Here is a 25,592-nt window from a genome sequence, read left to right as displayed (position 1 = left end):
GTGCCCCATCAACCATTAAATCCGTATACCCTTTATTTCCTTGATTGACGAGGTTGGCATGAGATCGGGGCGGCCATTTGCAGGGGTAGCGTAAAAATCCTCGCGGATTGTGGGCGCGGGGGAGGGTGGACTTAGTCATTGCCGGACCGGCGATCCGTATGGTGCTGAACCGTGCCGGAGGAACAGATACACGATCTACATGCATCAGGCAATCGCCGGCCGGGTTTTTGGCTTGTCTGTTGCCTCCCGTCCCGCTGACGCGCCATCCATCCAGGCCAACAAGCAACCCAATTGGCACCACTCGACCTGTTATGCTTCGCCAGAATCGCGACATTATTAGCTTCAAGTCAGCCCGCCTACCCAGAGGAAATGCGATGAAAGCGGTTGTATGTCACCACGGAGACTTTCAGGTTCAGGACGTGGCCGAGCCGGAACCCGGCAAGGGCCAGATACTCCTGAACGTGCTGCGTTGCGGGATCTGCGGATCGGATCTGCACGCTCGCCATCACGCCGATGAGTTGGCGCAAGCCACCGAGCGTGTCGGTTATCCGCACATCATGCGCAGCCATGAGCACGTGGTGCTGGGCCATGAGTTCGTCGGTGAAATTGCCGATTACGGGCCCAAAACCCACAAACGCTGGAAGGCGGGCCGGCGTGTGGTGGCCATGCCCATGCGTCGTACCAACGGTGTGGCCCACCTGACCGGGCTGTCCACCCAGGCACCGGGCGCCTATGCCGAGCGGGTGCTGGTGGAGGAGTCACTGGCGTTCCCGGTGACCAACGGCATTTCCGATGACCATGCGGCGCTGACCGAACCCATGGCTGTGTCGCTGCATGCGGTGAATCGCTCTGGGGTGGGGCGCCGGGATACCGCCATCGTGATTGGTTGCGGGCCCATTGGGCTGGGGGTAATCGCCATGCTCAAGGCCAAGGGCGTGCGTCATATCGTTGCCAGTGATTTTTCGCCCACCCGGCGCAAGCTGGCTAGCGCCATGGGCGCCCATGTGGTGGTGGACCCGTCCCAGGGCAGCCCCTACGAGGGGCTGGAAAAGCGCGGCTTTATCGTTAATGCCCCGCAGCTGTTCGATATGGCGCTGGATGGCATGGGCATGCTGCGCATGACGCCGCTGCCCTGGGAGCCGCTGTGGCGGGCGGCGGAGGTGGCCGGCGTCACCAACCCGAAACGACCGGTGATCTTCGAGTGTGTGGGGGTGCCGGGCATGATCGACAGCATCATTGCCGAGGCGCCGCTGCGCTCGTGCATCGTGGTGGCCGGCGTCTGCATGAAGCAGGACCAGTTTTTCCCGGTGAATGCCATCAACAAGGAAATCGACCTGCGCTTTGCGCTGGGTTACATGCCCATCGAATTCCGCGATGCGCTACATATGATTGCCGAGGGCAAGGTCAATGTGGCGCCGATGATTACCGGCACCGTCGGGCTGGCGGGGGTGGATGAGGCCTTTACGGCGCTGGGCAACCCGGAGAAGCATGCCAAGATCCTGATTGATCCGGGCAAGATGTAGGGCCTGTATTGGCCACACCATGTACTGAGCATGGGGCGCCCTTGTTGATCTCAGATCGGGATTTTCGGTGTATGGTTGATCTGTGGCAGCCGGGTACTGCCGTATTGCCCATCATAATAACCAATGAGTGACGAGCATGGATTTATCGACAAGCCTGCTGGTACTGGTGGTCGTGCTGGTGGCGCTTTTCGATTTTACCAACGGCTTCCACGATGCCGCCGATATGGTGGCCACGGCCATTGCCTCGCGGGCCATGAAGCCGGCAGTGGCCATTGCACTGGTGACGGCGTTCACGTTCGTGGCGCCGTTTACCGTAGGGCTTGCGGTGGCGGATACCGTGGGCACCTTTGTGGATGTGAGCGCCGCTTCCACGATCGAAGGGCAAACCCTGGTGATTGCAGCGCTGCTGGCGGCAGTGACCTATAACCTGGTCACCTGGCGTCTGGGTTACCCGTCTTCCTCGTCCAATTCCCTGGCCGGTGGCCTGGTCGGGGCCGGGCTGTATTGTGTTGGCGGCAACCATATCAACTGGGGCGTGGCTGCCCTGCAGCAGGGTCAGGTTGAGGGCATCATGAAGGTGATGGCTGGCCTGTTTGTGTCGCCTTTTTTTGGCTTTCTGATCGGCTTTCTGGTCATGAAGCTGTTCTTCCGGTTGCTGCGGCGGGCCACCCGGCGAGTCGGCCGTCTGTTTGTGCTCTCCCAGTATCTCAGTGTGGCCTGGCTGGGTTTCTCGCATGGGGCCAATGATGCCCAGAAGGGCATGGCGATTATCGGCATGATGTTGCTAGCCAGTGGTGCTACCCGGGATTTCAGCATTCCCGTGTGGGCCATCTTTCTGTGTGCCACTTCCATTACCGTTGGCACCATGTTTGGTGGCTGGCGCATTATCAAGACGTTGGGCTTCGGGCTGTTCCGCGTTCGCGTGGTTCACTCCGTGGCCAATCAACTTGGCTCGGCTCTGGTAAACAGTATTGCCACGTTAAGTGGTGCCCCCACCTCGACCACCCAGGTGGTGACGGCGACGTTACTGGGTAACGGTGCCGCAGAAAAACCGCAGCATGTCAGGTGGAAAACCGCTCAGGGTATCGTGGCGGGCTGGTTCATGAATGTGCCTGTCTCACTGTTGCTGGGCTGGGGTTACTGTTTTGTCTTTCTCAGGATCTGGGGATGATCATGGGTTTTATCCGCAAGTTCGTCATGCCAAGGGAGATGGATCTGGCCGCCGCATTGCAGGAGCAGACCTCCGCCACCCGCAAGCTTGTCCATGACCTGCATGCCGCTTACATCCTGCATGATGAAAAGGCCGCCAACCTGATCAAAAGTGATGCTGGCGAAACCCGCCAGATCAAGGACAAGAACATGAAGGAGCTGCTGGATGTCTTTATCGCGCCTTATGACAAGGAATCGATATTTCGCATCATCACGCAGTTGGACTGGATTGCCCTGAGCGTAAAGCACTTTGTCGTCGAGATGGATGCTTACCACAACAGGGTGGAGCTGGGTGAATACCAGGATCTGTTTGAACTGCTTGTAGAAATGGCCACCCTGCTGGAGAACGGTTTCCGGCAATTATCCGGCAAGATGTTGCCGGTCATTGCGCCCATTCATGACAAGTATGATCTTCTGGTGGAGCGCCGTGCCCAGCACATGGCCAGGCTGCTGGACCGCGATGACGTCAGGCTTATCATGATTCACCGGGATGTGCTCAGTCAGTTGAAGGAAATCGCCAAGCGGATGCAGGTGACGGCAAACACGTTGGAGGACATGGCCATCAAGGTCATGTAATGGCCGGCTCAACTTGCCGGCTGGCTGGTGGCCACAGTCTCTTGCGGCATCCATTTATCCAGTAACCTGGCCGCTACCAGATCACCGGTGACATTGATGGCGGTACGGCTCATGTCGAGGATACGATCCACGCCCATGATCAGCGCAATGCCCGAAGGCGGTACACCGATGGTGGCCAGGGTGGTGGCCAGTATCACGATGCCAACGCCCGGCGTACCCGGTGAACCGATAGAGGCGCCCACTGCCATGATCACCACCAGTGCCATGCCGCCAAGGCCGATATCGATGTTGAAGACCTGGGCGAGGAAGACCGCGGCAATGGCCTGATAAAGCGCGGTGCCATTCATGTTGATGGTGGCGCCCAGGGGGATAACGAACTGGGAAATGGCCGGGCGCACCTGCAATTTGTCTTCAGCCGTCTTGATCGACAACGGCATGACCGCCGCCGAGCTGGAGGTGGAAAAGGCCAGCAGCACCACTTCCCGCACCGCGCCCAGAAAACCCCTCGGTAACAGCTTGCCAAACAGTGATACCAGCGCCAGGTAACCGGCCAGCAACAGCAGCAGCCCGGCCAGCACTGTCAGTACATAGACCGCCATGCCCAGCAGGGCATCCAGGCCAGTCTGGCTGGTCAGCCTGGCCATCAGGCCAAACACCGCTATTGGAGCGAGCAGCATGGCCCAACGCACCACGGTCATGCACACCTGCTGCAGGGAGCCCAGCAGTTCCAGCATGGGTGTGGCTTCTTTCTTGCTCATGGAAATCAGCGCCACGCCCACCATCACGGCAAAAATCACCACCTGCAGCATTTGCCCCTCGACCATGGATTGCAGCGGGTTGCCGGGTAACAGCCCCAGCAGCTTGTCGGGGATGGCGGAGAAGCTGGGGCCATCGAGCGGTGTGATGTCTGCGGGCAAGCCGGCGGCCTGGACCTGCAACTGGTCCGGTGACAGGAACCGGCCGGGCTGGATCAGGTTGGCGATCCACAGCCCGATGGCTGCCGCCGCCGCCGTGGTTGCCACGAAATAGCCCACCACTACCAGGCCCATGCGTCGCAGTTGTTCCAGATTCTCACCGGCGGCGAGGCCGCGGATGATGGACGCAAACACCAGCGGAATGACCACCATCTGTATCACAGCCAGAAACAACTGACCGGGGAAGGCCAGCCAGTTGCCGATCACCACCCCGGTATCCGGCCTGACCCAGCCCACGGAGGGGCCCAGTGCCATGCCGGTGACAATGCCGGCAACCATGGCCAGCAGCACCTTGAGCCACAACCGCCCCTGAACCAGATTGGTCAGACTGCTGCTGAGCTGCTTGAGGGACCGGGACGGCCCCGGTACCGCAAAGAGGCGGGATTTCCCGGCCATGGTATCTCTCCGTGACAGCATCAAACCCGCCGGGCCATCAGCGCCTGCGGGCCATGTTGAAAGCCATAATGCTAGCTGGCTCTCAACCGGCAATCCTTGAACTGGATCTAGGGAACCGTTGAAAGCCCCTTATCGGCTCAGCGAGATTTGAAGCGCGCAGCTGTTGTGTCTGACCAGAAGGCAGGCCGAGATAGAGATTGGCCAGGAAAAAGAAAAGGCGGCCATTGCCAGGGCCCTTACGGCCGGAGCGCCGCTGGCGACGCTCCGGCAATAAACGTTGAGGCGCGATTTAGTCTTTCATATGGCTGCGGTACGAACCCTGACGCTCCAGCATCCAGCCGGGGTATTCCGCCGGCAGTTGGCTGACCTGGTCCAGCGCAGCCAGTTCGTCGGCGGCGAAACGTACCTGGGCGGCCTGGATGTTGTCTTGCAATTGGTCGACCCGTTTGGCGCCGACAATGACGCTGCTCACGGCTCGCTGGTGCAGTAACCAGGCGAGGGCGGTCTGCGCCACGGTGACCGGCTTGCCGTTGACGGTTTTGCCGGCGGCGATTTCGCGCAGGGTGGCGATTACCTGGCTGCCGCGTTCGCGGTCCACCGGCGGGAAGTCGAACTTGGCGCGGCGGTTTTCTTGCGAAACGTTGGGGCCCTCGTATTTGCCGGAGAGGTAACCACCTGCCAGTGGGCTCCATACCATCAGGCCGATGTTTTCGGATTCCAGCATGGGGATCACTTCCCGTTCCAGGTCACGGCCCACCAGAGTGTAGTAGGCCTGCAGGGAAAGGATCGGGCACAGCTGACGGGCACGGCTGATGCCCACGGCTTTCATGACCTGCCAGGCAGCCCAGTTCGACAGACCCACGTAGCGCACATGGCCGTGCTGAACCAGCGTGTCGAGAGCGTGCAGGGTTTCTTCGATGGGGGTGGCCGGGTCGAAGCCGTGGATCTGGTAGAGGTCGATATAGTCGGTCTGCAGGCGCTCCAGGCTGGCCTTGCACTGGCTCATGATGTGCCCCCGGGAGGCGCCGCGGGCGTTGGGGCTGTCGCCCATGGGGCCGAGAACCTTGGTGGCCAGCACCACGTCTTCCCGGGCGACGCCCAGGTTTTTCAGTGCCTGACCGGTGATCTTTTCACTGGCGCCGCCGCCATAGACGTTGGCGGTGTCGATGAAGTTGATGCCCGCGTCCAGGGCGGTCTTTACCAGCTCATCGGCCTGCCCTTGCTGCAGCTGGCCGATCAGGCCCCACATGTCGTCGCCGCCGCCGAAGGTCATGGTGCCCAGGCACAGCTCAGACACAAACAGGCCCGAATGGCCGAGCGTACGCAGGCGCAGGGGAGCATCCTGGCCGGAGGGGGAAGTCTCTGATGTCGTCATGCGGATCACCTCCAGTAATGGAAGATCCTGCCGGAGCAGGAAGGTGGGTTCATGCTACGGGGAAACGCGCGTAATCGGATTGGAGAAAACTCTCGGACGATTGCACGATTCTGCAAAACCGGTTGCTGCCCGGGGGATGGGTAAACGCCTGCCACTCGTCAGCGTCGCAGGCAGCAGATACCGTTCGCCTCACCCACTCTGCACCTGGCTGGCGATCCTGTCGATCCGCAATGCTCAGAGCACGGTCTTGAGGTTGGGTTGATGCAGTTCATGCGTGGCTGGCGACGCTCCTGCGGATTGATCGGCCTCCAGCAGCGGTTGGTGGGCGAGAACATGCCAATCTTGCAGGATCAGGCAAGCAACCAACAGGATCGAACACCCGGCAGGCGCGCATGGGCTTTAACATGGACACTATTGCCGCGATGTTCATCGCGTTCCCTGTTTCATATCGGTTCAATCCAATCTGCAAGGAGTCCCCATGAAGACGGTCGGTTATGCGGCGTATTCATCCGATGCGCACATGAAGCCCTTCCATTTCGAACGCCGGGCCCTGCGGGCCAACGATGTGGCCATCGAGATTCTTTACAGCGGTGTCTGCCATTCAGACCTGCATACCGTGAACGGTGACTGGGGGCCACAGCCCTACCCGCTGGTGCCGGGGCACGAAATCATCGGCCGGGTGGTGGACGTGGGCCCGGATGTGACCCGCTACCAGGTGGGCGATAACGTGGGTGTAGGCTGCATGGTCGACAGCTGTCAGGAATGCGACCAGTGCCACCACAGTGAAGAACAGTACTGCCGCCACGGCATGACGCCCACCTACGGCGCGCCGGATCGCATCAGCGGCGAGACCACCCAGGGTGGCTACTCCAAGCATATCGTGGTGCGCGAGGAGTTCGTGCTGCGTGTGCCCGACGGCCTGGATCTGTCACTGGCGGCGCCGATTCTGTGTGCCGGCATTACCACCTTCTCTCCCCTGCGCACCTGGAAGGTGGGCAAGGGCAGTCGGGTGGGCGTCATCGGCCTGGGCGGTCTGGGCCATATGGCCGTCAAGCTGGCGGTGGCCATGGGTGCCGAGGTAACGGTGCTGAGCCGTTCAAAACGCAAAGAGGAAGAAGCCCGCGCCATTGGTGCCAAGGGTATCCTCGCCTCCACCGACGAGACCGCCATGGCCCGGGCAAAAGCGTCCATGGACCTGATTATCGATACGGTGCCGGTGAAGCACGATGTGACGCCCTATGCGCCGCTGCTGGACGTGGATGGCACCCTGGTGATTGTCGGTCAGGTGGGGCCCATGAGCGAGTTCATGTCGGTGCCCATGATCATGGGCCGTCGTCGGGTGGCCGGGTCACTGATCGGGGGTATCAAGGAAACCCAGGAAGTACTGGATTTCTGCGCCGAGCACAATATTCACCCGATCTGCGAGATCATCCGCCCGGACCAGATCAATGACGCCTACGACGTGATGAGCAAGGGCGATATTGCCCACCGTTACGTGATGGATATGTCTGCCCTGTCCATGGAGGCCTGATCTGCCGGTTTCTTTTGTCTGGGCAAGGCGGATGGCGTCAGTGATGTCTGCTGTGAAACGTCAGCCGCCTTTCCCCAACGCCAGGAATGGCGCCAGCGTGACCAGTAACAGCACCAGCACTGCAATCAATACGCCCAGGGCGCGCAGGGGCTGGTGGCGCAACCGCTGCCATAGCGTCGGTGCGGTGCCATCACGGCGGGCCTGCTCAAACGCTTCCCTTTGCTGACGGGCCCGTTGCTGTTGGTAGTCCTCCATCAGGGCCCTGGCCCGCTCCCGGTCCTCGGGATTATTAAGCCAGATACCCCCGGAAGAAATGCCCCACAAGCTGGGGGTGGTTTCGTAGAAGGGGATCTGGTGCTGCTCCAGCAGGTGGCGAACGTCCTCGGCCTCGTCATCGGGGACCTGGCGAAGATTGAGCAATAAGGTGGTCATGGCATGCCGCGAGTGGGTGAGTGGGGCACGACGGTGCCGTTGGCAAGCAGTGTAACGGATACGGGCGGGGCCGGGACAACGGGGACAGCAACAAAGCAGAAGGGCCGGTCTGACCGGCCCTTGCTGAATCAAAGCTTCTTGAGCTTCTTCTTCAGTTTTTTCAGGGTGCTTTCCTGCTTGGAGATCTTGGCCTTGCTGTTCTTGATGGCTTTTTTCAGCTTTTTGCGCTTGGACATGATAGCAGCTTCCTTGTGTTCGGATTTGTCGTCGCGAGAGGAGTTCCTCGGCTAGTCGCCGGACTGCTTTTCCTGCTCCTTGATAAAGCCACGAATAAAACGACGCACTTCACGGGCGGCGCTGGTGTCGAGCTCTTCGCACAGTGACACGAAGCGGGCACGCTCTTCATCGTTGATCCGGACGATCAGCTGGCTATTCTTCTTTTTCGCTTTGGTCTTCGACATATCGATAACCACATCAAGAAAACAGGGCAGCATGATCGCCGGTTTATGCGCGGCACTCAAACACCGTAATGGCTATCTAATAGATAGTCAATGTATATACATTTTATCGGGCGCTTGCGGCCCTCGGGCCCGGTGTCAGCGTTTGTGGCGCTGCCGGGCCGGCGCTTCGGCGCTGTTGGCCGCACGTCCGGCGCGCACCTTGCTTGATACGTAATTGGCCGGCGGCGCCTCGTAAAGGCTCTGGTAGCTCACATTGACGATGGATTCGGAGGTCTTGGGCAGCAGGTAGTACATGGCCAGGGCGCCCTTGCCGAACACCCCCAGCTTGCGTTTGTTCTGGGTGATGATCACATCCAGCATCCAGTTCACCGCGGTTTCCGGCGACATCACCGGCATGTACTTGTAGATCTTGGTCGGTGCAATCATCGGTGTGCGCACCAGCGGATAATTCAGTGAGGAGAAACGCACGCCGGTGTGAGCGAATTCGTTGGCGGCCACCCAGGTCCAGCCTTCCAGGGCCCACTTGGAGGCCAGGTAGGCGGAGAAGCGAGCCGGGTTGGCCTGCACGCCTACGGTGGAGACATTAATGATGTGCCCCTCGTTGCGGGCTTCCATACCGGGCAGCAGGTTCATGGCCAGTCGAATGGAGGCCAGGTAATTCAGTTGCAGGGTACGCTCGTAATCATGGAAGCGCTGGTAGGTGAACTTGATGGAGCGGCGAATGGAGCGCCCGGCATTATTGATAAGAATGTCCACCCGACCATGTTCCTCCAGCGCCTGCTCGCAAATGCGGTCGCACTGTTCCAGGTCGCTGAGATCGCCAGGGTAGATAAAGGCCCGGCCGCCCCGTTGGCGGATGGCCGTGGCAATGGTATCGAGTTTGTCGCGGTTGCGTGCCACCAGCAGCACGGTGGCGCCGGCGTCGGCCAGACGGCCGGCCACCTGTTCGCCGATGCCGGAACTGGCCCCGGTAAGCAGGATCACCTTGCCGTTCACCCGCTGATGCAACGCGCCGCCGGGGCGCAGCAGGCTTTTCATGTTCCAGCGCCAGTGGTCTTTCAGCCGGTCAAAATAGGGGCGGACTTTCGGGGCTCGGAATTTCACCTCGTTGGACATGATGCGCTCACCATTTCGTGTCGTTTTCGGGTCGATACTGCAGTTATTCTAATCCGAGCTTATACTCGGAAATACTCGGGTTTACGGGGCGGGGAGTGATACGGCGTCATGCGCACGGAACGATGGCAACCCTCTGATTTTGTAGCGAAAAAGCAGCCAAAGCAGGCCCGCTCCAGGGCCTCGGTGGCGGCCATGGTGGGCGCCTGTGCTCGGATTCTGGAAGAGCGAGGCTATGCCGGGCTCAGTACCAATGCCATCGCCGAGGTGGCCGGCGTCAGTATCGGTTCGTTGTATGAATACTTCCCCGGCAAGGAGGCCATCGTGGCACGGCTGGCCGAAGAGCTGCTGGCGGAAACCACTGCCATGCTCCACCAGCGCCTGGCACTTACCGATAACCGCAACGACCTGCCGGTGGCCATGCGCCATTTCCTTGGCGCGCTCTACAGCCTGATGCACAAACATCGCCGCCTGCTGCGGGTGCTGGTCTTCCAGGTGCCCTACATGCAGCAGCTGCCGGCGACCCGTCAGTTGCAACAGGAGCTGCAACAGGTTCTGCAAACCGGTCTGCAGAAAACCCGCCAGCATTATCAGCAGACGGTGGCACCGACCACGCTCTACCTGATGGCCACCTCCACCGCCGGCACCCTGCTGCACCTGGTGCTGATGGCACCGGCCAGGATGGAGCATGGCCCGGTACTGGATGCGCTTGCGCAAAGACTGGCGACCTGGGTGCTGGATAGCGAATAGCCGCATTCCTCTGGCAGAGAGCTGTGCGACAAAATACCGCATCGTCATGGCAATACGGTCCCATTACGCTCTGCGCCTTACTGTTTGGGAGTGTGGAGTGGAGGATGATGGGGAGATTGAGCGAGCGCCTGTTGTTGGTGGGCCTGGGGCTGGGTTTGTTGAGTGCGGCGGGTGCGCAGGCACAGAGCGCTGACAATCGGCTGGCGCCGGTGGTCATTACCAGTGTGGCGCCGCAGGCGGGGCCGGTAACCGAGACCAACCCCAAAACCCCGCGACAGCCGGTGCCGGCCAGTGATGCGGCGGACTACCTGAAAACCATTCCCGGCTTTTCAGCCATTCGCAGTGGGGGCAGTAATGGCGACCCGGTGCTGCGGGGGCAGTTCGGTTCACGGATCAATCTGCTGGTGGATGGCGGCGAAATGATTGGTGCCTGTCCCAACCGCATGGATGCGCCCAGCTCCTATATCGCTCCAGAAAATTTTGATCGGCTGACGGTGATCAAGGGGCCGCAAAGCGTGCAGTGGGGGCCGGTCGGCTCAGCGGGTACGGTGCTTTTCGAGCGTGACCCGGAGTATTTCAGCCAGCCGGATGTCATGGTCGATGCCCAGCTGCTGGGCGGCAGTTACGGACGCAGTGACCAGAGACTCGACGCCACCCTGGGCAACCGGTTGGGGTATCTGCGCCTGGCCGGCAATCACTCTCGTTCCGGTGATTATGAGGATGGTAACGGCGATACCGTGCCGTCGCGCTGGGACAAATGGAATACGGATATGGCGGTGGGCTGGACGCCCGATGCTGACAGTGTCATTGAGCTGACCGCCGGCACCGGCGACGGTGAGGCGCGCTATGCCGGGCGCGGCATGGATGGCAGCCAGTTCAAGCGCGAGAGTCTGGGACTGCGTGTCGACTTCCGTAATTTGGGTGATGTGCTTGACCGCATGGAAGGGCGTGTCTATTACAACTACGCCGATCATGTGATGGATAACTACAGTCTGCGTACCCCTTCCGGTACTGGCATGATGGCCGGTCCCATGGCCGCCGACGTGGACCGACGTACCCTGGGCGGGCGTTTCAAGTTGACCTGGCAAGGCGTCCACTGGCAGGCCCTGGCCGGTGTCGATGCGCAAACCAGCGAACACCGGGAGCGCAGTGCCATGGGGGTGGATGCCTATCTGAATGAACCCTGGGCCCGCGACGCGGAATTTCAGCAGTACGGTTTTTTCACGGAGTTGCGCCATGATTTGGGCGAGCAGGACCGGCTGATAGCCGGCGTGCGTGTGGATGCCAATCAGGCCAGGGATTACCGCGATACCCTGGGCCACGGCATGATGGCCATGCCCAATCCTACCCGCCGCGATACCCGCAACGACACCCTGCCCAGTGGCTTCGTGCGTTATGAACGAAACCTCAGTGCCCACAGCAATTACTATGTGGGCATTGGTCATGTGGCCCGCTTTCCGGATTACTGGGAGCTGTTCTCCCCGGATCAGGGGCCCGAGGGCAGTGCCAATGCCTTTGCCGGTATCGAACCGGAAAAGACCACCCAGCTGGATATCGGCAGCCAGTACCGCAAGGGCCGTCTGGAAATCTGGACCTCGGCCTATGCCGGCCAGGTCAATGACTACATCCTGTTTGATTATCAGAGCAGCATGATGGGGTATACCACTCGGGCCGAAAATATTGATGCCGTCATCGCCGGCGCCGAACTGGGTGGACGTTATCGCTTTACGCCGCAATGGAGCGGCGATGCCTCGCTGGCCTATGCCTGGGGGGAGAACCGCGATGACCATCAAGCGCTGCCACAAATGCCGCCTCTGGAGGCCCGGTTCACCGCAACCTACGAGCGCGGCGCCTGGAGTGCTGCCGCGTTGTGGCGGGTAGTTGCCGCCCAGCACCGTACGGCGGTGGACAAGGGCAATGTGGTGGGGCGTGATCTGGGTGACAGTGCCGGTTTTGCGGTGGTGTCTGTCAACGGTGCCTACCGTCTCAATGAGCAGTTCACGGTCAGTGCCGGCGTCGATAATCTGTTTGACCGGGCCTACGCCGAGCACCTCAATCTGGCCGGTAATGCCGGCTTTGGTTTCCCGTCGGATACCCGGATCAATGAGCCGGGGCGGCTGCTCTGGGCCAAGCTGGACTGGCGTTATTAATGCCGGCAGCCAGCTGAAAAGCCCCGCATTAGCGTAATGCTGTTCACTTAAGCTTTTAAGTCCCTCTCCCCTTGCGGGAGAGGGGTTGGGGAGAGGGGGACGTGACAGCCAGATCAATGGTAAGTCATTGAAATTTGCCCGCACCCTCTCCCTGTCCCTCTCCCGCAAGGGGAGAGGGGACCTGCCTGAAAGGGTTGAGCCAGATTTGCACCGCTTAAGTGAACAGCATTACCGCATTAGCGGGGTTTTTTATGATGATTCCGGGTTCGCCAAGGCCATTCCATGAGACAATAACGCCATCGCCAATGCCGAAGGGGATAACGCCCATGGCACAGGATCAGGACAAGGACTCGCAGCGTCGGTTGCAGTTCTCCAGCAACCGGGGTGGCGCCCGTCACCGGGTGCGGTATGTGGAAAGCTCCGCGCCGCCGGCGGGCGAATGCCGCCTGTGTGTGGGCTCCCTGGCGGACACGCCGTTGACGGTACGATTGCGGCCGATCAGAGAGGTCCGGCCCTTGCCCATGCAGGTGCCCGGCCGGCTGCCAGACAACGATGCACAGCAGGAGTCACCATGAAGGAAATGGAAGATGCGGAAGATGCCTTTGCCCAGCAGGCGTTGACGCAAGCAGTGGAAAACCAGATTGCCGAAGGGCATCCCCGCGAAGCCGGGCTGGTCATGCTGGCCCTGACTTCCCGGGGGCTGGACCATGACCAGGCACTGGAGAAGATGGCCGATGTGCTGGCCAGTCATGTGGCGGCCATGCAGGACGATGTGCCCTTCGATGTGAACGCCTACGCCCGCGACCTGCTGGCCCTGCAGGAATAAGCGCCAGGGCTACCAGGGAATATCCTGACCGTCCCAGGCAATAAAACGCCCGTGATCCGCGTCGCTGGCCTGGTCGATCAGGGTGGCCAGTTGGCGGGCGGCTCGCTCCGGCGAGAACAGTTTTTCCGGCGGTACATTGCGCTGGAAGGGTTTCGACAGCGGCGTATCCGTGGTGCCCGGGTGCAGCAACAGCACGCACAGGTCGGGGTAGCGCCGTCGACTTTCGATGGCGAGGGTCGTCAGCAACTGGTTCTGGGCCGCCTTGCTGGCCCGGTAGCTGTACCAGCCGCCCAGATGATTGTCCGCGATGCTGCCCACCCGGGCAGAAAGACTGGCAAAGACCGTTCGGCGATCACGGGGCATGGTGGGCAGCAGGTACCTGGCCAGCAGAATCGGCGCCAGGCTGTTGAGCGAAAAGGCCCGCATCAGCCGCTCGGCGCTGACATCCTCCAGCCGTTTTTCCGGGCGCAGATTGCCGTTGCTGTCATGCAGTACGCCGGCACAGTTAATGATCTGTTCCGGTTTGAGCTGCCGCTCTGACAGTTGCGCGGCCAGATCCCGAAGCGCCTTTTCATCCGTAATATCCACATCAAGACAAGACAAGGGGCCCTGCCCATGCAGCTCGGCCAGCGCCGGGCTGGTGCTGGCATGGCGTGACACGGCCACCACCGGCTGGTCGGCTGCCAGCCAGTGCCGGGTCAGCGCCAGGCCAATGCCGGAACTGGCGCCGGTGATCAGGCGAACGGTGGAAGTGTTGGATGTCATGAGGGCAGTATGAGGGCGCCACGCTAACAGGCCGTGAAGGCCGGGGCGATTCAGGGCGCGATCACATAGTGCGTCACGCCCCGGTTGAGAAAGTGCAGCAGCATGCGGTAGCTGTCCAGGTCAAAGCAGGTGTCCGCATTCGCGGCATTCGTGGTCAGATCCGCCGCTTGTGGTGGACGCGGCAGGGTCGCCAGGTGACACCACTGATGAATCAAGTGAAAGTCGTCACCGTCGGCGCCGCTTTCATGAATCACCAGGGTGCCGTGGTAGGGCCAGGCGCGGATCTGGTGAGCCTGCAGGGCGTCCATGAGCCGTTGATTGTGATCCCCGGCACTTTCCTTGCCGCAGCAGGCCCCCCGACAGCGGCCCAGTTGAAAGGAAAAACAGGGGCCGTTGCCGCCTTCCAGGCCGCAACGGCGTGGGCAGAGCTGGTGGCTTTTGACCCAGTGCTCCAGTGCCTTTTGGGCCTGGCGGGGGCTGCGGTAGAGTCCGTAGCAATCCTGTTGCCAAAGCGGTTGTTGCTCGGCGGGCCGATAGAGTGCGGGGGTGAGAAAGCCGTCGCTACCGGTGTTCAGCGTCCAGGTGTGCAGTTGCCGATAGCGCCGCTGGCGACGGTTGAAAATCGGCTGTCGTTGTTTGATCTCGCGGTTTTCCAGTAGCAGGGCGCCCAGCTCGCCGGCGGTGACCGTATGCTCGATACGGCTGGTCAGGCTGCACATGCGCCGTGCTCGCGAGGCCTTGTTGGCTGAGCTGAAATGGCTGCGTACCCGCTGACGGATGTTGATGCTCTTGCCGATGTAGAGCAGCTCGTCCCGGGCGCCGAAAAACCGGTAGACGCCGGGGGATTCCGGCAAGGGCGCGATCAGATCACTGGCAGTGGCGTGGTCAACGGTCATGATGCAATCATGGCAAACGGGTTTTCATACCCGCGTGAAGGGCGGGCCGGCGACGGCATATCCGTCTCGAAACAGACAGCACGCAAGGAGGCATGAACGATGAAGGTGGAATACGACGAGGCCCGTAATGTGGCGCGGTTGTTTCCCGAGGGCACGTTGAGCCGGGAAGATTTCCAGGCCGCGGCCGCCACCATTGATCCGCATATAGAAGAGCACGCCGGCCTGGCCGGTCTGGTGATTGCCACCGAATCGTTTCCCGGCTGGGACTCACTGGGCGCGCTGGTGGCCCATCTGCGTTTTGTTCACGAGCATCACCGGCAGATCGCCCGGGTGGCGCTGGCGACCGATTCCGCGGTGGGAGAGATTGCCGACAAGGTGGGCGCACACTTCGTTTCCGCGCAGGTGCGCCACTTCCCGTTTGCCGATCTGGCTGCGGCCACGGACTGGGCAGCGGGGCGATAATCGCCCCGTCCGGTCCGGGCCTGTTGCGCGTTGTTAGGCCCAGTCACCCAGCCATTTTTTCTTGGCCTTTTCCACCAGATCCCGGGCGTCATGGTTCCAGGGGTGGAAGTTGGGGCTGTAGAACTTGAAGTAGGACGGCAGCAGTTTGCGGAACACGCCGGGCTTGCCCCACATGTAATTCACCGCGCCCAGCCAGGATTTCACATTGCCCAGCTGGCCGTCTTCCTTCATCAGCTGCACCAGGTGAATGGAGCTGAACAGCGGGAACATGATGCTCACCAGCATCATCTCCGTAACGCGCTTGAACTCGCTGCCACCAATGGCCTTGTAGACATCAAAGGCCACCGCCTTGTGCTCGGATTCCTCGATGGCGTGCCAGGCCCAGATCGGCGCCATGCGCGGGTCCATCTGGTCGAGGGCGTCATACTTGAGCAGGAATTCCTCGGCCATGAGCGCGGTGAAGTGCTCCACGGCCACGGTGTGCGCCAGCTGGCGTTCCGGGCTCAGGTTCTTGCGCATCCAGTTCATGAAACCCTGGATTTCCCGGTCCAGCCGGGCCAGGTCCACGCCGCGTTCCTGCAGGAAGCCGTTCATCAGGTCGTGCTCGCGGGAGTGGTGGGCCTCCTGGCCGATAAAGCCTTTCACCGCCTTTTTCAGTTCCGGGTCGGTGATGCGGTCCTGGTAGTGGCGTACCGAATCGATGAAGAAACGCTCGCCGGCCGGGAAGCTGGCGGACAGGGCGGCCAGCAGCAGGGTCTTCACCGGGTCATTGTCCCACCAGTAACGGGGCAGGCTGTCGCCGCTGTCGGCAAAGTCGAACTTCGGACGGCGGACCTTGGGGATCATGCCCTTGGGTGTTTTGGCCACGGCGCGCAGGGTGCCGGCCAGGCGTTTGCCGGTTTTTTCCTTGCGGGTCAGGGGAACCACAGCATTCATGTCAGTGCTCCTGTCTCAAGCCCTGGAGCGGGCTTTTCACTCAATATGGCCCATACGGTACTGGTGAATGCCCGGGCAGCGTGAGATTCTGCACGGACATTGTACTTATCATTGGTGGCCAGATGACGGCTAACACCTTGTTAACGCTGACAGAGGAACAGCTGGCGACCCTGCCGGCCTGGGTGCGCCAGCGCAACCGTGCCTCCACTTACCCGCGCGCCTTTCTGGAAGCGGCCACCGCCCATGGTGTGGCCCGCGAAGAACTGCTGGCGCTGGCGGGGGTGTCAGCGCAGCTGGTGGATGACCCCGCCGGCAAGGTGTCCTTGCAGGATGTCTGGCGTATTGGCGCGGCGGCCCTGGTGCTCACCGGTGACGAGTCGCTGGGCTTTGCCACCGGCGATCGCATGCCGCTCACCGCCCACGGCAACCTGGGTTATGCGTTGCTGTGCGCCGGTACACCCCGGGAAGCCATCGGTATTCTCGAGCGTTTCTGGCACCTGCGCGGGCGCGGCGCGCTGTTCTCGGTGGAGGAGCGCGATGACGGTGTCTTTCTGGAACTGGTGCCGGAATTTGCGGTACCGGCCCGGCTCACCCAGATGATGTTCAGCTCCATGCTCACCAGTGTCTATCGCGGCATGGAATTCCTGCTGCCGGACATGCCGGTGACCGTGTCGATCTGGTTGCGGGGGCGTCAGCCGGTGGGGTTTGAGCGCTGGCAGCCGCGTCTGCCCGAGGTGCGTTTCAATATGCCGCGGGCGGGGATTTCCCTGCTGGGGGACATTGGCGTGCTGGACCAGCCGCTGCCCACCGCCAACCCGGAGGCCCTGCGCTCGGCGTTGCTGCAGTGTGAGCGCGAAAGTGCGCTTGTCGATGACGCCGACAACACGTTGCGCCGCACCCGTGCCGCCCTGGTGCCCGGGCTGGCGGGCTATCCCTCCCCGGAGCAGCTGGCCGAGGCTCTGCACCTGACACCGCGCACCCTGCGCCGGCGTTTGCAGGAGCAGGGGTACAGCTACCAGCAGTTGCTGGAAGAGGCGCGCCGGCGTGACAGCTGCCAGCTGTTGCAGGACTCGGAGCTGGAAATTCGTCGCATCGGCGAGACTCTGGGCTACCTCAACCCGGCCAACTTCACCCGGGCCTTCAAGGGCTGGACCGGCCTGTCGCCGCGGGAATGGCGCCGCCGGCATCTGGCGCAGTAATCCTCTTACCGGAAACCCCTTGTTACGGTTCCGTTGTTCTCCGGCTATCGACATACCCGTGCGTATGTCGGACCGTCGTAACCCGCATGGGCGGTGTCGCATTCTGTCTTGTGGCGATTTGTCGATCCGTGCCAGTTTCACCAACACCTAAAAAAATATTACGCGGAGAGCAATCAATGACCTTTTCTGTAATGCGCGCTTTGCCGTGCGCGGGCTGGTTTATCCGGGCCGGCTGAGCGGTGCGCCATTCACAGGCGGATGATTGGCCCTGTGCAGAATCAGGCAAGAATCCACCGGGAAAACGCAACACGCTGCCTCTGTCAGCGGTTAGGCTGTTATTTGGCACTACCGAAATGGCACCTGTTGAGCCCCAAAAGCCACAAATCTAGGCATGAGGTGCGACGTTTGGTGACTCCAAATGAGCAGCGAATAACGACGAGTGGCGGGTTTTGGGGCTCAACCCGAAGGGCTGATCCCTTTTTCCGCCCAGCAGCGCCATCCGCTATTTATGTAGAATGACTACACGGCATATCGGCTGTCACTACTGGACGAAAAAATGCATTCAGCAGGAGCCGTCCCGGTAGTGTGAACAGGCCCTAACATCCCCAACCAAGGAGTGCTGTGATGTCGGATGATACCTATACCCCGCCGAAAGTCTGGACCTGGGATCAGGCCAGCGGCGGCGCCTTTTCCAATATCAATCGCCCCATTGCCGGCCCCACCCATGACAAGACCCTGCCGGTGGGCGAGCATCCCCTGCAGTTGTATTCCCTGGCCACGCCCAATGGGGTGAAGGTCACCATCATGCTTGAGGAATTGCTGGCGCTGGGTATCAAGGAGGCGGAATACGATGCCTGGCTGATTCGCATCAACGAGGGTGACCAGTTCGGCAGCGGTTTCGTGGAAGTGAATCCCAACTCCAAGATCCCGGCGATGATGGATCACAGCATGGAGCCGCCGCTGCGGCTGTTCGAGTCCGGCAGCATTCTGCTCTACCTGGCGGACCGGTTCGGGCAGTTTATTCCCGAGGATGTGGCCGGCCGGGCGGAGTGTCTCAACTGGCTGTTCTGGCAGATGGGCAGTGCCCCCATGCTGGGCGGCGGCTTTGGCCACTTCTATGCCTACGCGCCGGAGAAATACGAATACCCGATCAACCGCTACGCCATGGAAGTGAAACGGCAGCTGGATGTACTGGACCGGCAGCTGGCCGAGCGGCCCTATATTGCCGGTGACCAATACACCATCGCCGACATGGCCATCTGGCCCTGGTACGGCGCACTGGTGACCAACAAGGTGTATGAGGCGGCGGAGTTCCTGCAGACCCACAGCTACGAAAACGTCATGCGCTGGACCCACCAGATCGCCGAGCGCCCGGCGGTGAAACGCGGGCGCATGGTCAACCGGGCCTGGGGTGACCCGGCCAGCCAGTTGCATGAACGTCACCAGGCCAGCGACTTCGAGCAGCGCACCGCCGACAAGCTGACCAACGACGACTGATCAGGGGGCCAGCGTCAGCCCCTGCAACAGCGCCGTCAGCCGTTGCCAGGCGTCGTCCTGGCTGAAGGGCGGCTGACGGGGCGGGTCGTAAACCTGCGGGTTGCTGCCCTGCACCACCAGATCAATGGCATAGCAGGTGCCGTTGTGAACGGCGCGCCAGGCACGAAAATGCTGGTAGTGGTTCATGGCCGCATCGCCGCCATCAAAGGTGGTAAAGGCGATGTTGGCCAGGGAGGTTGAATCGATGCTGGCGGGGCGCACGTTGTCGCCCGGTCGGGTACAGGCGGCCAGTGCCTGCGGTGCCCGGCTGACGCCCAGATGCAGTTCGCCGGCACGTATCTCATCGGAGCCTGTCAGCCTCAGGGTCAGTAGTGTCTGGCCCTTGTCATCCGGTCGGTCCAGCCGCCAACCGGCGGTGCCGAAATAGCCGTTGCCGGGATCTGTCAGGTGGGCCTGGTCGGTGTCATAGGCCAGGCTCACGCCGTACTCCTCGCTGTCAAAGACCTTGCCGGTGCTGGACTCCTGGGGCGATGACCGGGCCGCTTTATCGCAGCCGGTCAGGATGCTCATCACGATAATCACGGTCAGGGATATTGCAGGTTTCATGGTGACTCCTGTGACGGCAGGGTGTCTGCCATCAGGCTATCAGCCTGGCCCGGGGTGGTGCTTCAGGTTACTGGCGTTGGTCCCAGATCGCCTTGACCGGGGCGGACAGCTTGTCCGGGTGGCAGGGCGTGACGCTGGCAAAGCATTCATAGAGACGTTGCAGATCCTGTTCCAGGTCGCCGGTGGGGTGCAGTACCAGCGGGAACATCACCTGTTTTTTCCGGTAGTCCGCCACCGCCGCCACAATCGGCACACCGGCCTGGTGGGCCATGTGGTAAAAACCGGTTTTCCATTGGCTTGCCTGGGTGCGGGTGCCCTCCGGCGCCACTACCACATAGAAGCTGTCGTGCTGGTCGAACTGCTCCACGGTCTGCTCCACCACGCCCGCCGAGCGGGAGCGGTCAATGGCAATGGCACCGAGTTTGCGCAGTAACCAGCCCAGCGGCCCCTTGAACAGGTCGTCCTTGATCATGATGTGGGCATCCAGATCAATGGCCACCTTGGTGGTCAGTCCCAGAGCGCCGTCCCAGTTGGAGGTGTGCGGCCCGCCGGCGATGACGGCCTTGTCCACCTCCGGGAAGGGCGTCACGGTCCAGCCGGCGCGCCGCAGCAGAAACTGGCTGAGGCGCTGGCCATTGGTGGTCGGGACAGGGAAGGTATCGTGGCGGGCCATCTGGCATCCTTTCGCAAAATGACGGTTTCAGCATACGACAGCGCTGCGCAAAAGTCCGGTTCAGGTGCCGCAAAAGGTCTGGCATACCTGTTCCCCCGGGGCCGGCGGCTGGCGATAGGGATCTTGCCCATCGCGGTCCTGGTAAGGGTCGCGCAGGGCATCCAGCAGGGCCCGGGCCGGGGCCAGGTCCTGATGGTCGCTGGCGGCCTGCAAGGCCCGCTCGACCTGATGGTTACGGGGAATCACCGCCGGGTTGTGATGGCGCATCAGGCACAGGGATGACGCCAGCGGTTTGGGGTTGCGTGCCAGCCGCGCCTGCCAGCGCTGGTGCCAGTCGATGAAGGCATCGTCACTATACAGATCGCCCGGCGGTCGGGTCTCGCGGATCAGGTCGCGGAAGGTATTGGTGTGGTCCGCCCGTTGCTGTTTCATCCAGGCCAGCAGTTCACTGATCAGGGCCGTGTCATCTTTTTCTGCGCCGAACAGGCCCAGCTTGCTACGCATCATGGCTAGCCATTTTTCACTGTAGCGCTCACTGAAGCCCTTGATGCGGTCGGTGGCGATTTCGATGGCCCGGTCGGTGTTGTCATCGATGCCCACCAGCAGGGTTTCTGCAAAGCGGCCCAGGTTCCACTGGGTGATCATGGGCTGGTTGCTGAAGGCATAGCGGCCCTGATGATCAATGGAGCTGAATACCGTGTCCTGGTCGTAGTGGTCCATGAAGGCACAGGGGCCGTAGTCGATGGTCTCGCCACTCAAGGTCACGTTGTCGGTGTTCATGACACCGTGGATAAAGCCCACGCGCATCCACTGCACCACCAGGTCGATCTGTTTTTCCATCACCGCGTCCAGCAGCGCCAGGGGGCGGTTGTCCGCCTCCAGCAAATGCGGGTAGTGGCGCTCCAGGGTGTAGTCCACCAGGGTTGTCAGCAGGGCCGGGTCCTGCTGCCCGGCGGCATACTGGAAGGTGCCCACGCGCAGATGGGACGCGGCGGTGCGGGTGAGCACGGCACCGGGCAGGGCATCCTCGCGGTAGACCGGCTCACCGGTGGCGACCACGGCCAGGCTGCGGGTGGTGGGGATATGGAGCGCATGCATGGCTTCGCTGATCAGGTATTCGCGCAACATGGGCCCCACCGCCGCGCGGCCATCGCCACCCCGGGAAAAACGGGTACGGCCGGCGCCCTTGAGCTGAATATCAATGCGTCGCTGGTCCGGAGTCTGCTGTTCGCCAAGCAGAATGGCGCGGCCGTCACCGAGCATGGCCAGGTGACCGAACTGGTGGCCGGCGTAGGCCTGGGCGATGGGGTCACTGCCCGGCGGCAGGGCATTACCGCTGAAAAAGGCGGCGCCGTCCGCCCCGGCCAGGGCGTCGCTGTCCAGTCCCAGGCTGTCGGCCAGAGCCTGGTTGAACAGCATCATTTGCGGGGCCGGTGCCGGCTGCGGCTGGCTGCGTGAATACAGCACCTCCGGGAGCCGGGTGTAGCTGTTGTCAAAGCGGAAGCCGAACGAGCCTGCCATGGGCGTCTCCGTGATGCTCGAGTCTGTCGTCTGTGGGGGTGTGGCAGGGAAGGATGACATCTGTGGCAGGGCGATGTCATGCGCGGCGGCGCAAGGAAGCATTACCGTCGCAGGGCACGACAGCAAAAAAGGCGAGCGGTCGACAGGAGTTTCGCCGCTCGCAAAGCAAGAAGCCGGTTACTCGGTGGGGTTCACGCACTCGGCGCGGGACGGTTCCACCTTGCAGCGAATCTTGCGCAGCAACGTCATCATGTCCTTGTTGTAGACCCCTTGCTGGGTCAGGTCGATGCGGGCTTCACGCATCATTTCGTCATAGCGCAGCTTGTCTGCTTGCGGAATGTTGATCCACCACTTGGAATCCACCGCCTGGTTGGCGTTATCGATCAGGCGCATGGCACGGTCGAACTGGCCGGCCATGAAACTGCGCGAATGCGCGGCAAAGCCCGGCGGGAAACGATCGCTGCGCAGGATCAGCTGGGAGCTGAGCTGGCCGAGCACGTATTTGAGAATGCCGCCATCCGGTTGCATCCCCTTGTAGAGTTCCAGGGCCGAGTAGGCGAACACCGGCGCAAAGCAGATATCCACGGAGCCGTTGTTGAAGCGGGTGGAGAAGTTGGTGATGTCGGACATCACCGGCGACATGCCGACCCGGGAGGCCATGTTGGCTTCCGCCACGTCGTACTCCAGCACGGCGATGGACTTGCCGGACATTTCCCCGACCGTGTCGATGCTTCTGTCCTTGAGGAACAGGTAGGCCGCGCCCATGGGCACCACGCCGGCGAACTCGTAGGGGCCGGATTGCAGGTGCTTGTTGATCTGCGGATTCTCGCTGGCCAGTACGGAAATCACCGTCTGCATGGCCTTGTAGGAGGGGATGGCACCGATGGAATCCATGCTGCCGGTGAAGCTGTTGAACTGGCGGCCGCGAATACCGGTGAGCAGGGCGCCATCACACTGGTTGGCCTTGAGATCTTCCGCGGCAATCTTTTCGTCGGTGTAGGGCTTGAGCTTCAGGTCCACGCCCCAGCTCAGGGCGGCGGCTTTCAGGTCTTTCATGATGCCGTAGAAGTCACCGTTGGCACCGATGATGTCGAACACACACAGCGAGCGTTGTACCGAAGCCTGTGCCTGATTGGCGGTGAGAAGAAGCATCAGGGCCAGTGTTGTTATAAGGGGTCTTGCGTAGCGCATGGCAGCCTCCTGGGTTATGACAACAGTATGCGTAATATTTCTTTGTGCTTTGTTGCTTTCTTGTCGTATTACCGTTTTTTGTCAGGGAGTTAGGGCCAATCATGCTAGATGCGGGGGTGGCACTGGGGTAGGTTTTGTGTGGACAAAAGGGGGTCATCTTTCGCCATGGCCCGACAACACAAAACCGGGAATCGGCTATCTCATGAACGGGCTGCAGGGTTCGGCATTATCAGTCACCTATGTGCGTCAGCTGGCGGACCAGCTGCAGGACATGCAGGTGGATGTGGCCGGCTGGTTGAATGGCCATGGGTTCTCCCTGCAGGACCTGGAGCATGCCGAGAAATTGATGAGCTGGGAGCTGTTCTGCCCGTTGCTGGAACAGGCCCTGGCGCTCACCGGTGAGCCGGCGCTGGGCCTGTTGTTCGGTCAGCGGTTGCGGGTCAACAGCCACGGCATTGTCGGCTATGCGGCCATGAACAGCAGCTCGGTGCGCGAAGTGCTGCAGGTGGTCAGCCGTTTTCTGCCGCTGCGTATTGGCCTGGTGACCATGCGTCTGGTGGAACAGGGCCGCTATCTGGATCTGCGCATTGAAGAAAGTCGTCCACTGGGTGCCCTGCAACCCCAGGTGGTGGGCGCCATTGTGGCGGCCCTGAAAAACGGGATTGATTTTATTTCCCTGGGGCGTTGCCAGCTTGCCCGTGTGAAATTTGTCTCGCCGCCGCTTGCGGCGGGTGCCGACACCTTGCTGGATTGCCCGGTCAGCTATCGACAGCCCTGGAGTGGCCTGTCGATGCTGGTCGAGCAGGCGGATCAACCGCTGAGCAACGGCGATCCGGAAGCCTTTCGTCAGGCATGCCAGCTGTGCGAGCGGGAAATGGGCAGGATGCGCTCGCAAACCTCCGTGCGCGCCCAGGTACGTGCCTTGATGCTCAGTCGCCAGCCGGCGTTTCCATCGTTACCGGAAACCGCCGCGGCCCTGCACATGACCACGCGTACCCTGCATCGACGGCTGCAGGAAGAGCAGGTGACCTTTCAGGAAATACTGGATGGGATGCGCCGTGGGCTGGCCATGGAATACCTGCGACAGCGCGATATCACCATCAAGGAGCTGGGCTATACGCTGGGTTACCACGATACCGCCAATTTCCGCCGGGCCTTCAAACGCTGGACCGGCCTCTCGCCGCTGCAGTTTCGTCAGGCTTCCCCCGGCCGTCTGCCAGGGCCCTGATCAGCCCCGCCGCGTGACCTTGCCTATCACTGTATTGTCCAGATAGTCCGCCCATGCCTGTAGCATCTCGCGGCGTTTTTCCAGGTAGGCACTGCGATCGGTCTGTTCATCACCGCTCTGGTTGATCAGCTGCGCCTGGATCTGTTCGGCCTGGTAGCCCAGCTCGCCCAGGGCGGTGGCTGCCAGGGTGCGCAGGTTGTCGCTGGAAACCGGGTTGCTGCGGGTGACTTTCTTCAGGGCACCGGTAAGCGTGCTGCTGCCCAGGTGCTTGCGCCGGTCACGGCTGCCGGGGAAGACATATTCCTGGCGCCCGGTGAGTGGCTCCATCTCGCGCAGCAGTTCCACTGCCTGGCGGGGTAGCGGCACGGTGATGGTCTTGTAACCGCTTTCGCTGTCGGTGCTTTTGCGGCGGATGCGCCATTCGCCGGCGTCCAGGTCCATGTCGGACCAGCGGGCGTTGACGATTTCATTGGGACGCGCCAGCAGCCACACCGTCAGCTTGAGAGCGGCGGTGGTGGTGGTGCGACTCCACTGGCCCAGCACCCCGGTGGCCAGGTTGGTGAGCTGCTCGCGGGTACTGACCATGAATTCCGGCTCGGTGCCGGAACCGGTCAGGCGCCGGCGCAGGGCGCTGGTTTGCTGGTAACCGGCCACGCCGGTGTCGCGGGCATGCTGGTAGACGCGTCGGGCAATGCCCAGCACCCGTTTGCCCTTTTCCAGGTGGCCTTCGGCGCCCAGCGCATTGGCCAGGGATTTAAGATCTTCCGGGGTCACTTCGCTGACCACCCGTTTGCCGATGCTGGAGATCAGGTAGTTTTCCAGCTGCCGTTTGGTGCGCCGGAATTGTTCTTCTGACACTTCCAGCCGGTAGACCCGTTCCAGCCAGTCACGGGCCACCGATTCAAAGGTTTCCACCGAGGGCGAGAATACTTCGCGCTTTTCGCAACGGCTGATGGGGTCGATACCGTCGGCGATCAGCTCCCGGGCTTCATCACGCAGTTCCCGGGCCCAGGTCAGCGAAACCTCCGGAAAGGGGCCCAGGGTGATGACCTTGTCGCGGCCGTCAAAGCGGTAGCTGAATTTCCAGGTGCGGATGCCATCGCTTTCCACCAGCAGGAAGAGGCCCTTGTCGTCATTGAGTTTGTAGTTCTTTTTCAGCGGTTCGGCGTTACGGACGTCCGCGTTTGTCAGGGCCATTGTTGCCGGATTCCTTGTCACGATGGTGATTAGACGGTGAATAGCCTTATAAAGTACCCCGCCGCGCAGGGCGCATCAAATGGGCTTTTGTTGCCGGCGAGGCTG

General features: G+C 61.5%; 25 protein-coding genes. 12 read left to right on the top strand and 13 right to left on the bottom strand.

Translation table 11 applies throughout. The annotated features are described in order from the left end of the window. Nucleotides 1–374 precede the first annotated feature (374 nt). From A11A3_RS13410 to A11A3_RS13400, 3 genes are all read left to right on the top strand, one after another. On the top strand, nucleotides 375–1,523 hold the full coding sequence (locus A11A3_RS13410) for a zinc-binding dehydrogenase (protein ID WP_008929854.1): 1,149 nt from the start codon (nucleotides 375–377) through the stop codon (nucleotides 1,521–1,523). Nucleotides 1,524–1,659: 136 nt separating this feature from the next. After that, nucleotides 1,660–2,694: an inorganic phosphate transporter gene (locus A11A3_RS13405; protein WP_008929853.1), complete on the top strand. Its 1,035-nt coding sequence runs from the start codon at nucleotides 1,660–1,662 to the stop codon at nucleotides 2,692–2,694. Beyond that, complete coding sequence (locus tag A11A3_RS13400) at nucleotides 2,691–3,308, top strand: DUF47 domain-containing protein (RefSeq protein ID WP_008929852.1); 618 nt, start codon at nucleotides 2,691–2,693, stop codon at nucleotides 3,306–3,308. The genes A11A3_RS13405 and A11A3_RS13400 overlap by 4 nt, the downstream gene beginning before the upstream one ends. A gap of 8 nt (nucleotides 3,309–3,316) precedes the next feature. Here the strand turns inward: A11A3_RS13400 and A11A3_RS13395 are convergent, their stop codons facing one another. Together A11A3_RS13395 and A11A3_RS13390 are read right to left on the bottom strand one after the other, a co-directional pair. Then, on the bottom strand, nucleotides 3,317–4,678 hold the full coding sequence (locus A11A3_RS13395; protein WP_008929851.1) for a dicarboxylate/amino acid:cation symporter: 1,362 nt from the start codon (nucleotides 4,676–4,678) through the stop codon (nucleotides 3,317–3,319). A gap of 289 nt (nucleotides 4,679–4,967) precedes the next feature. Then, entirely contained in the window at nucleotides 4,968–6,053 is a 1,086-nt protein-coding gene (locus tag A11A3_RS13390; protein WP_008929850.1) for an aldo/keto reductase, read from the bottom strand. Between the two features lie 478 nt (nucleotides 6,054–6,531). Here A11A3_RS13390 and A11A3_RS13385 point away from each other — a divergent pair, with 478 nt between their 5' ends. Further along, the gene (locus tag A11A3_RS13385) at nucleotides 6,532–7,584 is read left to right on the top strand and encodes an NAD(P)-dependent alcohol dehydrogenase (RefSeq protein ID WP_008929849.1); all 1,053 of its coding nucleotides are present in this window, start codon (nucleotides 6,532–6,534) and stop codon (nucleotides 7,582–7,584) included. 60 nt (nucleotides 7,585–7,644) lie between these two features. Here the strand turns inward: A11A3_RS13385 and A11A3_RS13380 are convergent, their stop codons facing one another. The 3 genes from A11A3_RS13380 to A11A3_RS13370 all read right to left on the bottom strand — a co-directional run bounded on the left by A11A3_RS13380 (nucleotide 7,645) and on the right by A11A3_RS13370 (nucleotide 9,593). After that, nucleotides 7,645–8,016 (bottom strand): DUF6164 family protein, encoded by a 372-nt coding sequence (locus A11A3_RS13380; RefSeq protein ID WP_008929848.1) that lies wholly within the window; start codon nucleotides 8,014–8,016, stop codon nucleotides 7,645–7,647. A gap of 287 nt (nucleotides 8,017–8,303) precedes the next feature. After that, complete coding sequence (locus A11A3_RS17955; protein WP_193353580.1) at nucleotides 8,304–8,477, bottom strand: hypothetical protein; 174 nt, start codon at nucleotides 8,475–8,477, stop codon at nucleotides 8,304–8,306. A gap of 135 nt (nucleotides 8,478–8,612) precedes the next feature. Continuing rightward, nucleotides 8,613–9,593 (bottom strand): SDR family NAD(P)-dependent oxidoreductase, encoded by a 981-nt coding sequence (locus tag A11A3_RS13370; RefSeq protein WP_008929846.1) that lies wholly within the window; start codon nucleotides 9,591–9,593, stop codon nucleotides 8,613–8,615. A gap of 108 nt (nucleotides 9,594–9,701) precedes the next feature. Between A11A3_RS13370 and A11A3_RS13365 the strand changes: the two genes are divergently transcribed. From A11A3_RS13365 to A11A3_RS13350, 4 genes are all read left to right on the top strand, one after another. Continuing rightward, nucleotides 9,702–10,340 carry a TetR/AcrR family transcriptional regulator gene (locus tag A11A3_RS13365; RefSeq protein WP_040297208.1) on the top strand — a complete coding sequence of 213 codons (639 nt, stop codon included), beginning with the start codon at nucleotides 9,702–9,704 and terminating at the stop codon, nucleotides 10,338–10,340. A gap of 104 nt (nucleotides 10,341–10,444) precedes the next feature. Further along, nucleotides 10,445–12,490 carry a TonB-dependent copper receptor gene (locus tag A11A3_RS13360; protein ID WP_157375707.1) on the top strand — a complete coding sequence of 682 codons (2,046 nt, stop codon included), beginning with the start codon at nucleotides 10,445–10,447 and terminating at the stop codon, nucleotides 12,488–12,490. Nucleotides 12,491–12,816: 326 nt separating this feature from the next. Then, nucleotides 12,817–13,065, top strand: a complete 249-nt coding sequence (locus A11A3_RS13355) for a hypothetical protein (protein ID WP_008929843.1) — start codon at nucleotides 12,817–12,819, stop codon at nucleotides 13,063–13,065. Then, nucleotides 13,062–13,316 carry a hypothetical protein gene (locus tag A11A3_RS13350; RefSeq protein ID WP_008929842.1) on the top strand — a complete coding sequence of 85 codons (255 nt, stop codon included), beginning with the start codon at nucleotides 13,062–13,064 and terminating at the stop codon, nucleotides 13,314–13,316. The genes A11A3_RS13355 and A11A3_RS13350 overlap by 4 nt, the downstream gene beginning before the upstream one ends. A gap of 9 nt (nucleotides 13,317–13,325) precedes the next feature. Here the strand turns inward: A11A3_RS13350 and A11A3_RS13345 are convergent, their stop codons facing one another. Together A11A3_RS13345 and A11A3_RS13340 are read right to left on the bottom strand one after the other, a co-directional pair. Continuing rightward, entirely contained in the window at nucleotides 13,326–14,081 is a 756-nt protein-coding gene (locus tag A11A3_RS13345; RefSeq protein ID WP_008929841.1) for an SDR family NAD(P)-dependent oxidoreductase, read from the bottom strand. Nucleotides 14,082–14,131: 50 nt separating this feature from the next. Continuing rightward, nucleotides 14,132–14,977 (bottom strand): GIY-YIG nuclease family protein, encoded by an 846-nt coding sequence (locus A11A3_RS13340; RefSeq protein ID WP_008929840.1) that lies wholly within the window; start codon nucleotides 14,975–14,977, stop codon nucleotides 14,132–14,134. A 99-nt stretch (nucleotides 14,978–15,076) separates the two neighbouring features. Between A11A3_RS13340 and A11A3_RS13335 the strand changes: the two genes are divergently transcribed. After that, nucleotides 15,077–15,439, top strand: a complete 363-nt coding sequence (locus A11A3_RS13335; protein ID WP_008929839.1) for a SpoIIAA family protein — start codon at nucleotides 15,077–15,079, stop codon at nucleotides 15,437–15,439. 33 nt (nucleotides 15,440–15,472) lie between these two features. Here A11A3_RS13335 and A11A3_RS13330 read toward each other — a convergent pair whose 3' ends face one another. Next, nucleotides 15,473–16,375 carry a metal-dependent hydrolase gene (locus A11A3_RS13330; RefSeq protein ID WP_008929838.1) on the bottom strand — a complete coding sequence of 301 codons (903 nt, stop codon included), beginning with the start codon at nucleotides 16,373–16,375 and terminating at the stop codon, nucleotides 15,473–15,475. 122 nt (nucleotides 16,376–16,497) lie between these two features. Here A11A3_RS13330 and A11A3_RS13325 point away from each other — a divergent pair, with 122 nt between their 5' ends. Both A11A3_RS13325 and yghU read left to right on the top strand, forming a co-directional pair. Then, nucleotides 16,498–17,574 (top strand): AraC family transcriptional regulator, encoded by a 1,077-nt coding sequence (locus A11A3_RS13325; RefSeq protein ID WP_157375705.1) that lies wholly within the window; start codon nucleotides 16,498–16,500, stop codon nucleotides 17,572–17,574. Nucleotides 17,575–18,198: 624 nt separating this feature from the next. Next, nucleotides 18,199–19,071, top strand: a complete 873-nt coding sequence (yghU, locus tag A11A3_RS13320; RefSeq protein WP_008929836.1) for a glutathione-dependent disulfide-bond oxidoreductase — start codon at nucleotides 18,199–18,201, stop codon at nucleotides 19,069–19,071. Here yghU and A11A3_RS13315 read toward each other — a convergent pair whose 3' ends face one another. From A11A3_RS13315 to A11A3_RS13300, 4 genes are all read right to left on the bottom strand, one after another. Next, on the bottom strand, nucleotides 19,072–19,677 hold the full coding sequence (locus tag A11A3_RS13315) for a hypothetical protein (protein ID WP_008929835.1): 606 nt from the start codon (nucleotides 19,675–19,677) through the stop codon (nucleotides 19,072–19,074). Between the two features lie 67 nt (nucleotides 19,678–19,744). Beyond that, a complete protein-coding gene (locus A11A3_RS13310; protein ID WP_008929834.1) occupies nucleotides 19,745–20,350 on the bottom strand; it encodes a 1-acyl-sn-glycerol-3-phosphate acyltransferase in 606 nt (201 codons plus the stop codon). A 60-nt stretch (nucleotides 20,351–20,410) separates the two neighbouring features. Continuing rightward, nucleotides 20,411–21,871, bottom strand: coding sequence for a protein adenylyltransferase SelO (locus tag A11A3_RS13305; RefSeq protein ID WP_008929833.1), 1,461 nt, complete (start codon nucleotides 21,869–21,871; stop codon nucleotides 20,411–20,413). 177 nt (nucleotides 21,872–22,048) lie between these two features. Further along, nucleotides 22,049–23,062 carry a putative solute-binding protein gene (locus A11A3_RS13300; RefSeq protein ID WP_008929832.1) on the bottom strand — a complete coding sequence of 338 codons (1,014 nt, stop codon included), beginning with the start codon at nucleotides 23,060–23,062 and terminating at the stop codon, nucleotides 22,049–22,051. A gap of 202 nt (nucleotides 23,063–23,264) precedes the next feature. On the opposite strand from A11A3_RS13300, the gene A11A3_RS13295 reads away from it, so the two are divergent. Then, nucleotides 23,265–24,290, top strand: a complete 1,026-nt coding sequence (locus tag A11A3_RS13295; RefSeq protein ID WP_008929831.1) for an AraC family transcriptional regulator — start codon at nucleotides 23,265–23,267, stop codon at nucleotides 24,288–24,290. On the opposite strand, the gene A11A3_RS13290 is transcribed toward A11A3_RS13295, so the two are convergent. Further along, a complete protein-coding gene (locus tag A11A3_RS13290) occupies nucleotides 24,291–25,487 on the bottom strand; it encodes a tyrosine-type recombinase/integrase (protein WP_008929830.1) in 1,197 nt (398 codons plus the stop codon). It abuts the gene before it with no gap. Nucleotides 25,488–25,592 lie beyond the last annotated feature (105 nt).

It is taken from the genome of Alcanivorax hongdengensis A-11-3 (assembly GCF_000300995.1).
GTDB lineage: Bacteria > Pseudomonadota > Gammaproteobacteria > Pseudomonadales > Alcanivoracaceae > Alcanivorax > Alcanivorax hongdengensis.
Note: the sequence above shows the minus strand (reverse complement) of the source record. Positions and strands in the feature narration are given on the sequence as shown.

Bases quoted from the DNA above. Each gene is read 5' to 3' on its own strand.
- A11A3_RS13410 (WP_008929854.1), top strand. From the start codon at position 375: ATGAAAGCGGTTGTATGTCACCACGGAGACTTTCAGGTTCAGGACGTG.
- A11A3_RS13370 (WP_008929846.1), bottom strand. From the start codon at position 9,593: ATGTCCAACGAGGTGAAATTCCGAGCCCCGAAAGTCCGCCCCTATTTT.
- A11A3_RS13315 (WP_008929835.1), bottom strand. From the start codon at position 19,677: ATGAAACCTGCAATATCCCTGACCGTGATTATCGTGATGAGCATCCTG.
- A11A3_RS13395 (WP_008929851.1), bottom strand. From the start codon at position 4,678: ATGGCCGGGAAATCCCGCCTCTTTGCGGTACCGGGGCCGTCCCGGTCC.
- A11A3_RS13290 (WP_008929830.1), bottom strand. From the start codon at position 25,487: ATGGCCCTGACAAACGCGGACGTCCGTAACGCCGAACCGCTGAAAAAG.
- A11A3_RS13355 (WP_008929843.1), top strand. From the start codon at position 12,817: ATGGCACAGGATCAGGACAAGGACTCGCAGCGTCGGTTGCAGTTCTCC.
- A11A3_RS13405 (WP_008929853.1), top strand. From the start codon at position 1,660: ATGGATTTATCGACAAGCCTGCTGGTACTGGTGGTCGTGCTGGTGGCG.
- A11A3_RS13350 (WP_008929842.1), top strand. From the start codon at position 13,062: ATGAAGGAAATGGAAGATGCGGAAGATGCCTTTGCCCAGCAGGCGTTG.
- A11A3_RS13340 (WP_008929840.1), bottom strand. From the start codon at position 14,977: ATGACCGTTGACCACGCCACTGCCAGTGATCTGATCGCGCCCTTGCCG.
- A11A3_RS13400 (WP_008929852.1), top strand. From the start codon at position 2,691: ATGATCATGGGTTTTATCCGCAAGTTCGTCATGCCAAGGGAGATGGAT.
- A11A3_RS13310 (WP_008929834.1), bottom strand. From the start codon at position 20,350: ATGGCCCGCCACGATACCTTCCCTGTCCCGACCACCAATGGCCAGCGC.
- A11A3_RS13365 (WP_040297208.1), top strand. From the start codon at position 9,702: ATGCGCACGGAACGATGGCAACCCTCTGATTTTGTAGCGAAAAAGCAG.
- A11A3_RS13390 (WP_008929850.1), bottom strand. From the start codon at position 6,053: ATGACGACATCAGAGACTTCCCCCTCCGGCCAGGATGCTCCCCTGCGC.
- yghU (WP_008929836.1), top strand. From the start codon at position 18,199: ATGTCGGATGATACCTATACCCCGCCGAAAGTCTGGACCTGGGATCAG.
- A11A3_RS13360 (WP_157375707.1), top strand. From the start codon at position 10,445: ATGATGGGGAGATTGAGCGAGCGCCTGTTGTTGGTGGGCCTGGGGCTG.
- A11A3_RS13300 (WP_008929832.1), bottom strand. From the start codon at position 23,062: ATGCGCTACGCAAGACCCCTTATAACAACACTGGCCCTGATGCTTCTT.
- A11A3_RS17955 (WP_193353580.1), bottom strand. From the start codon at position 8,477: ATGTCGAAGACCAAAGCGAAAAAGAAGAATAGCCAGCTGATCGTCCGG.
- A11A3_RS13325 (WP_157375705.1), top strand. From the start codon at position 16,498: ATGACGGCTAACACCTTGTTAACGCTGACAGAGGAACAGCTGGCGACC.
- A11A3_RS13345 (WP_008929841.1), bottom strand. From the start codon at position 14,081: ATGACATCCAACACTTCCACCGTTCGCCTGATCACCGGCGCCAGTTCC.
- A11A3_RS13335 (WP_008929839.1), top strand. From the start codon at position 15,077: ATGAAGGTGGAATACGACGAGGCCCGTAATGTGGCGCGGTTGTTTCCC.
- A11A3_RS13380 (WP_008929848.1), bottom strand. From the start codon at position 8,016: ATGACCACCTTATTGCTCAATCTTCGCCAGGTCCCCGATGACGAGGCC.
- A11A3_RS13330 (WP_008929838.1), bottom strand. From the start codon at position 16,375: ATGAATGCTGTGGTTCCCCTGACCCGCAAGGAAAAAACCGGCAAACGC.
- A11A3_RS13295 (WP_008929831.1), top strand. From the start codon at position 23,265: ATGAACGGGCTGCAGGGTTCGGCATTATCAGTCACCTATGTGCGTCAG.
- A11A3_RS13305 (WP_008929833.1), bottom strand. From the start codon at position 21,871: ATGGCAGGCTCGTTCGGCTTCCGCTTTGACAACAGCTACACCCGGCTC.
- A11A3_RS13385 (WP_008929849.1), top strand. From the start codon at position 6,532: ATGAAGACGGTCGGTTATGCGGCGTATTCATCCGATGCGCACATGAAG.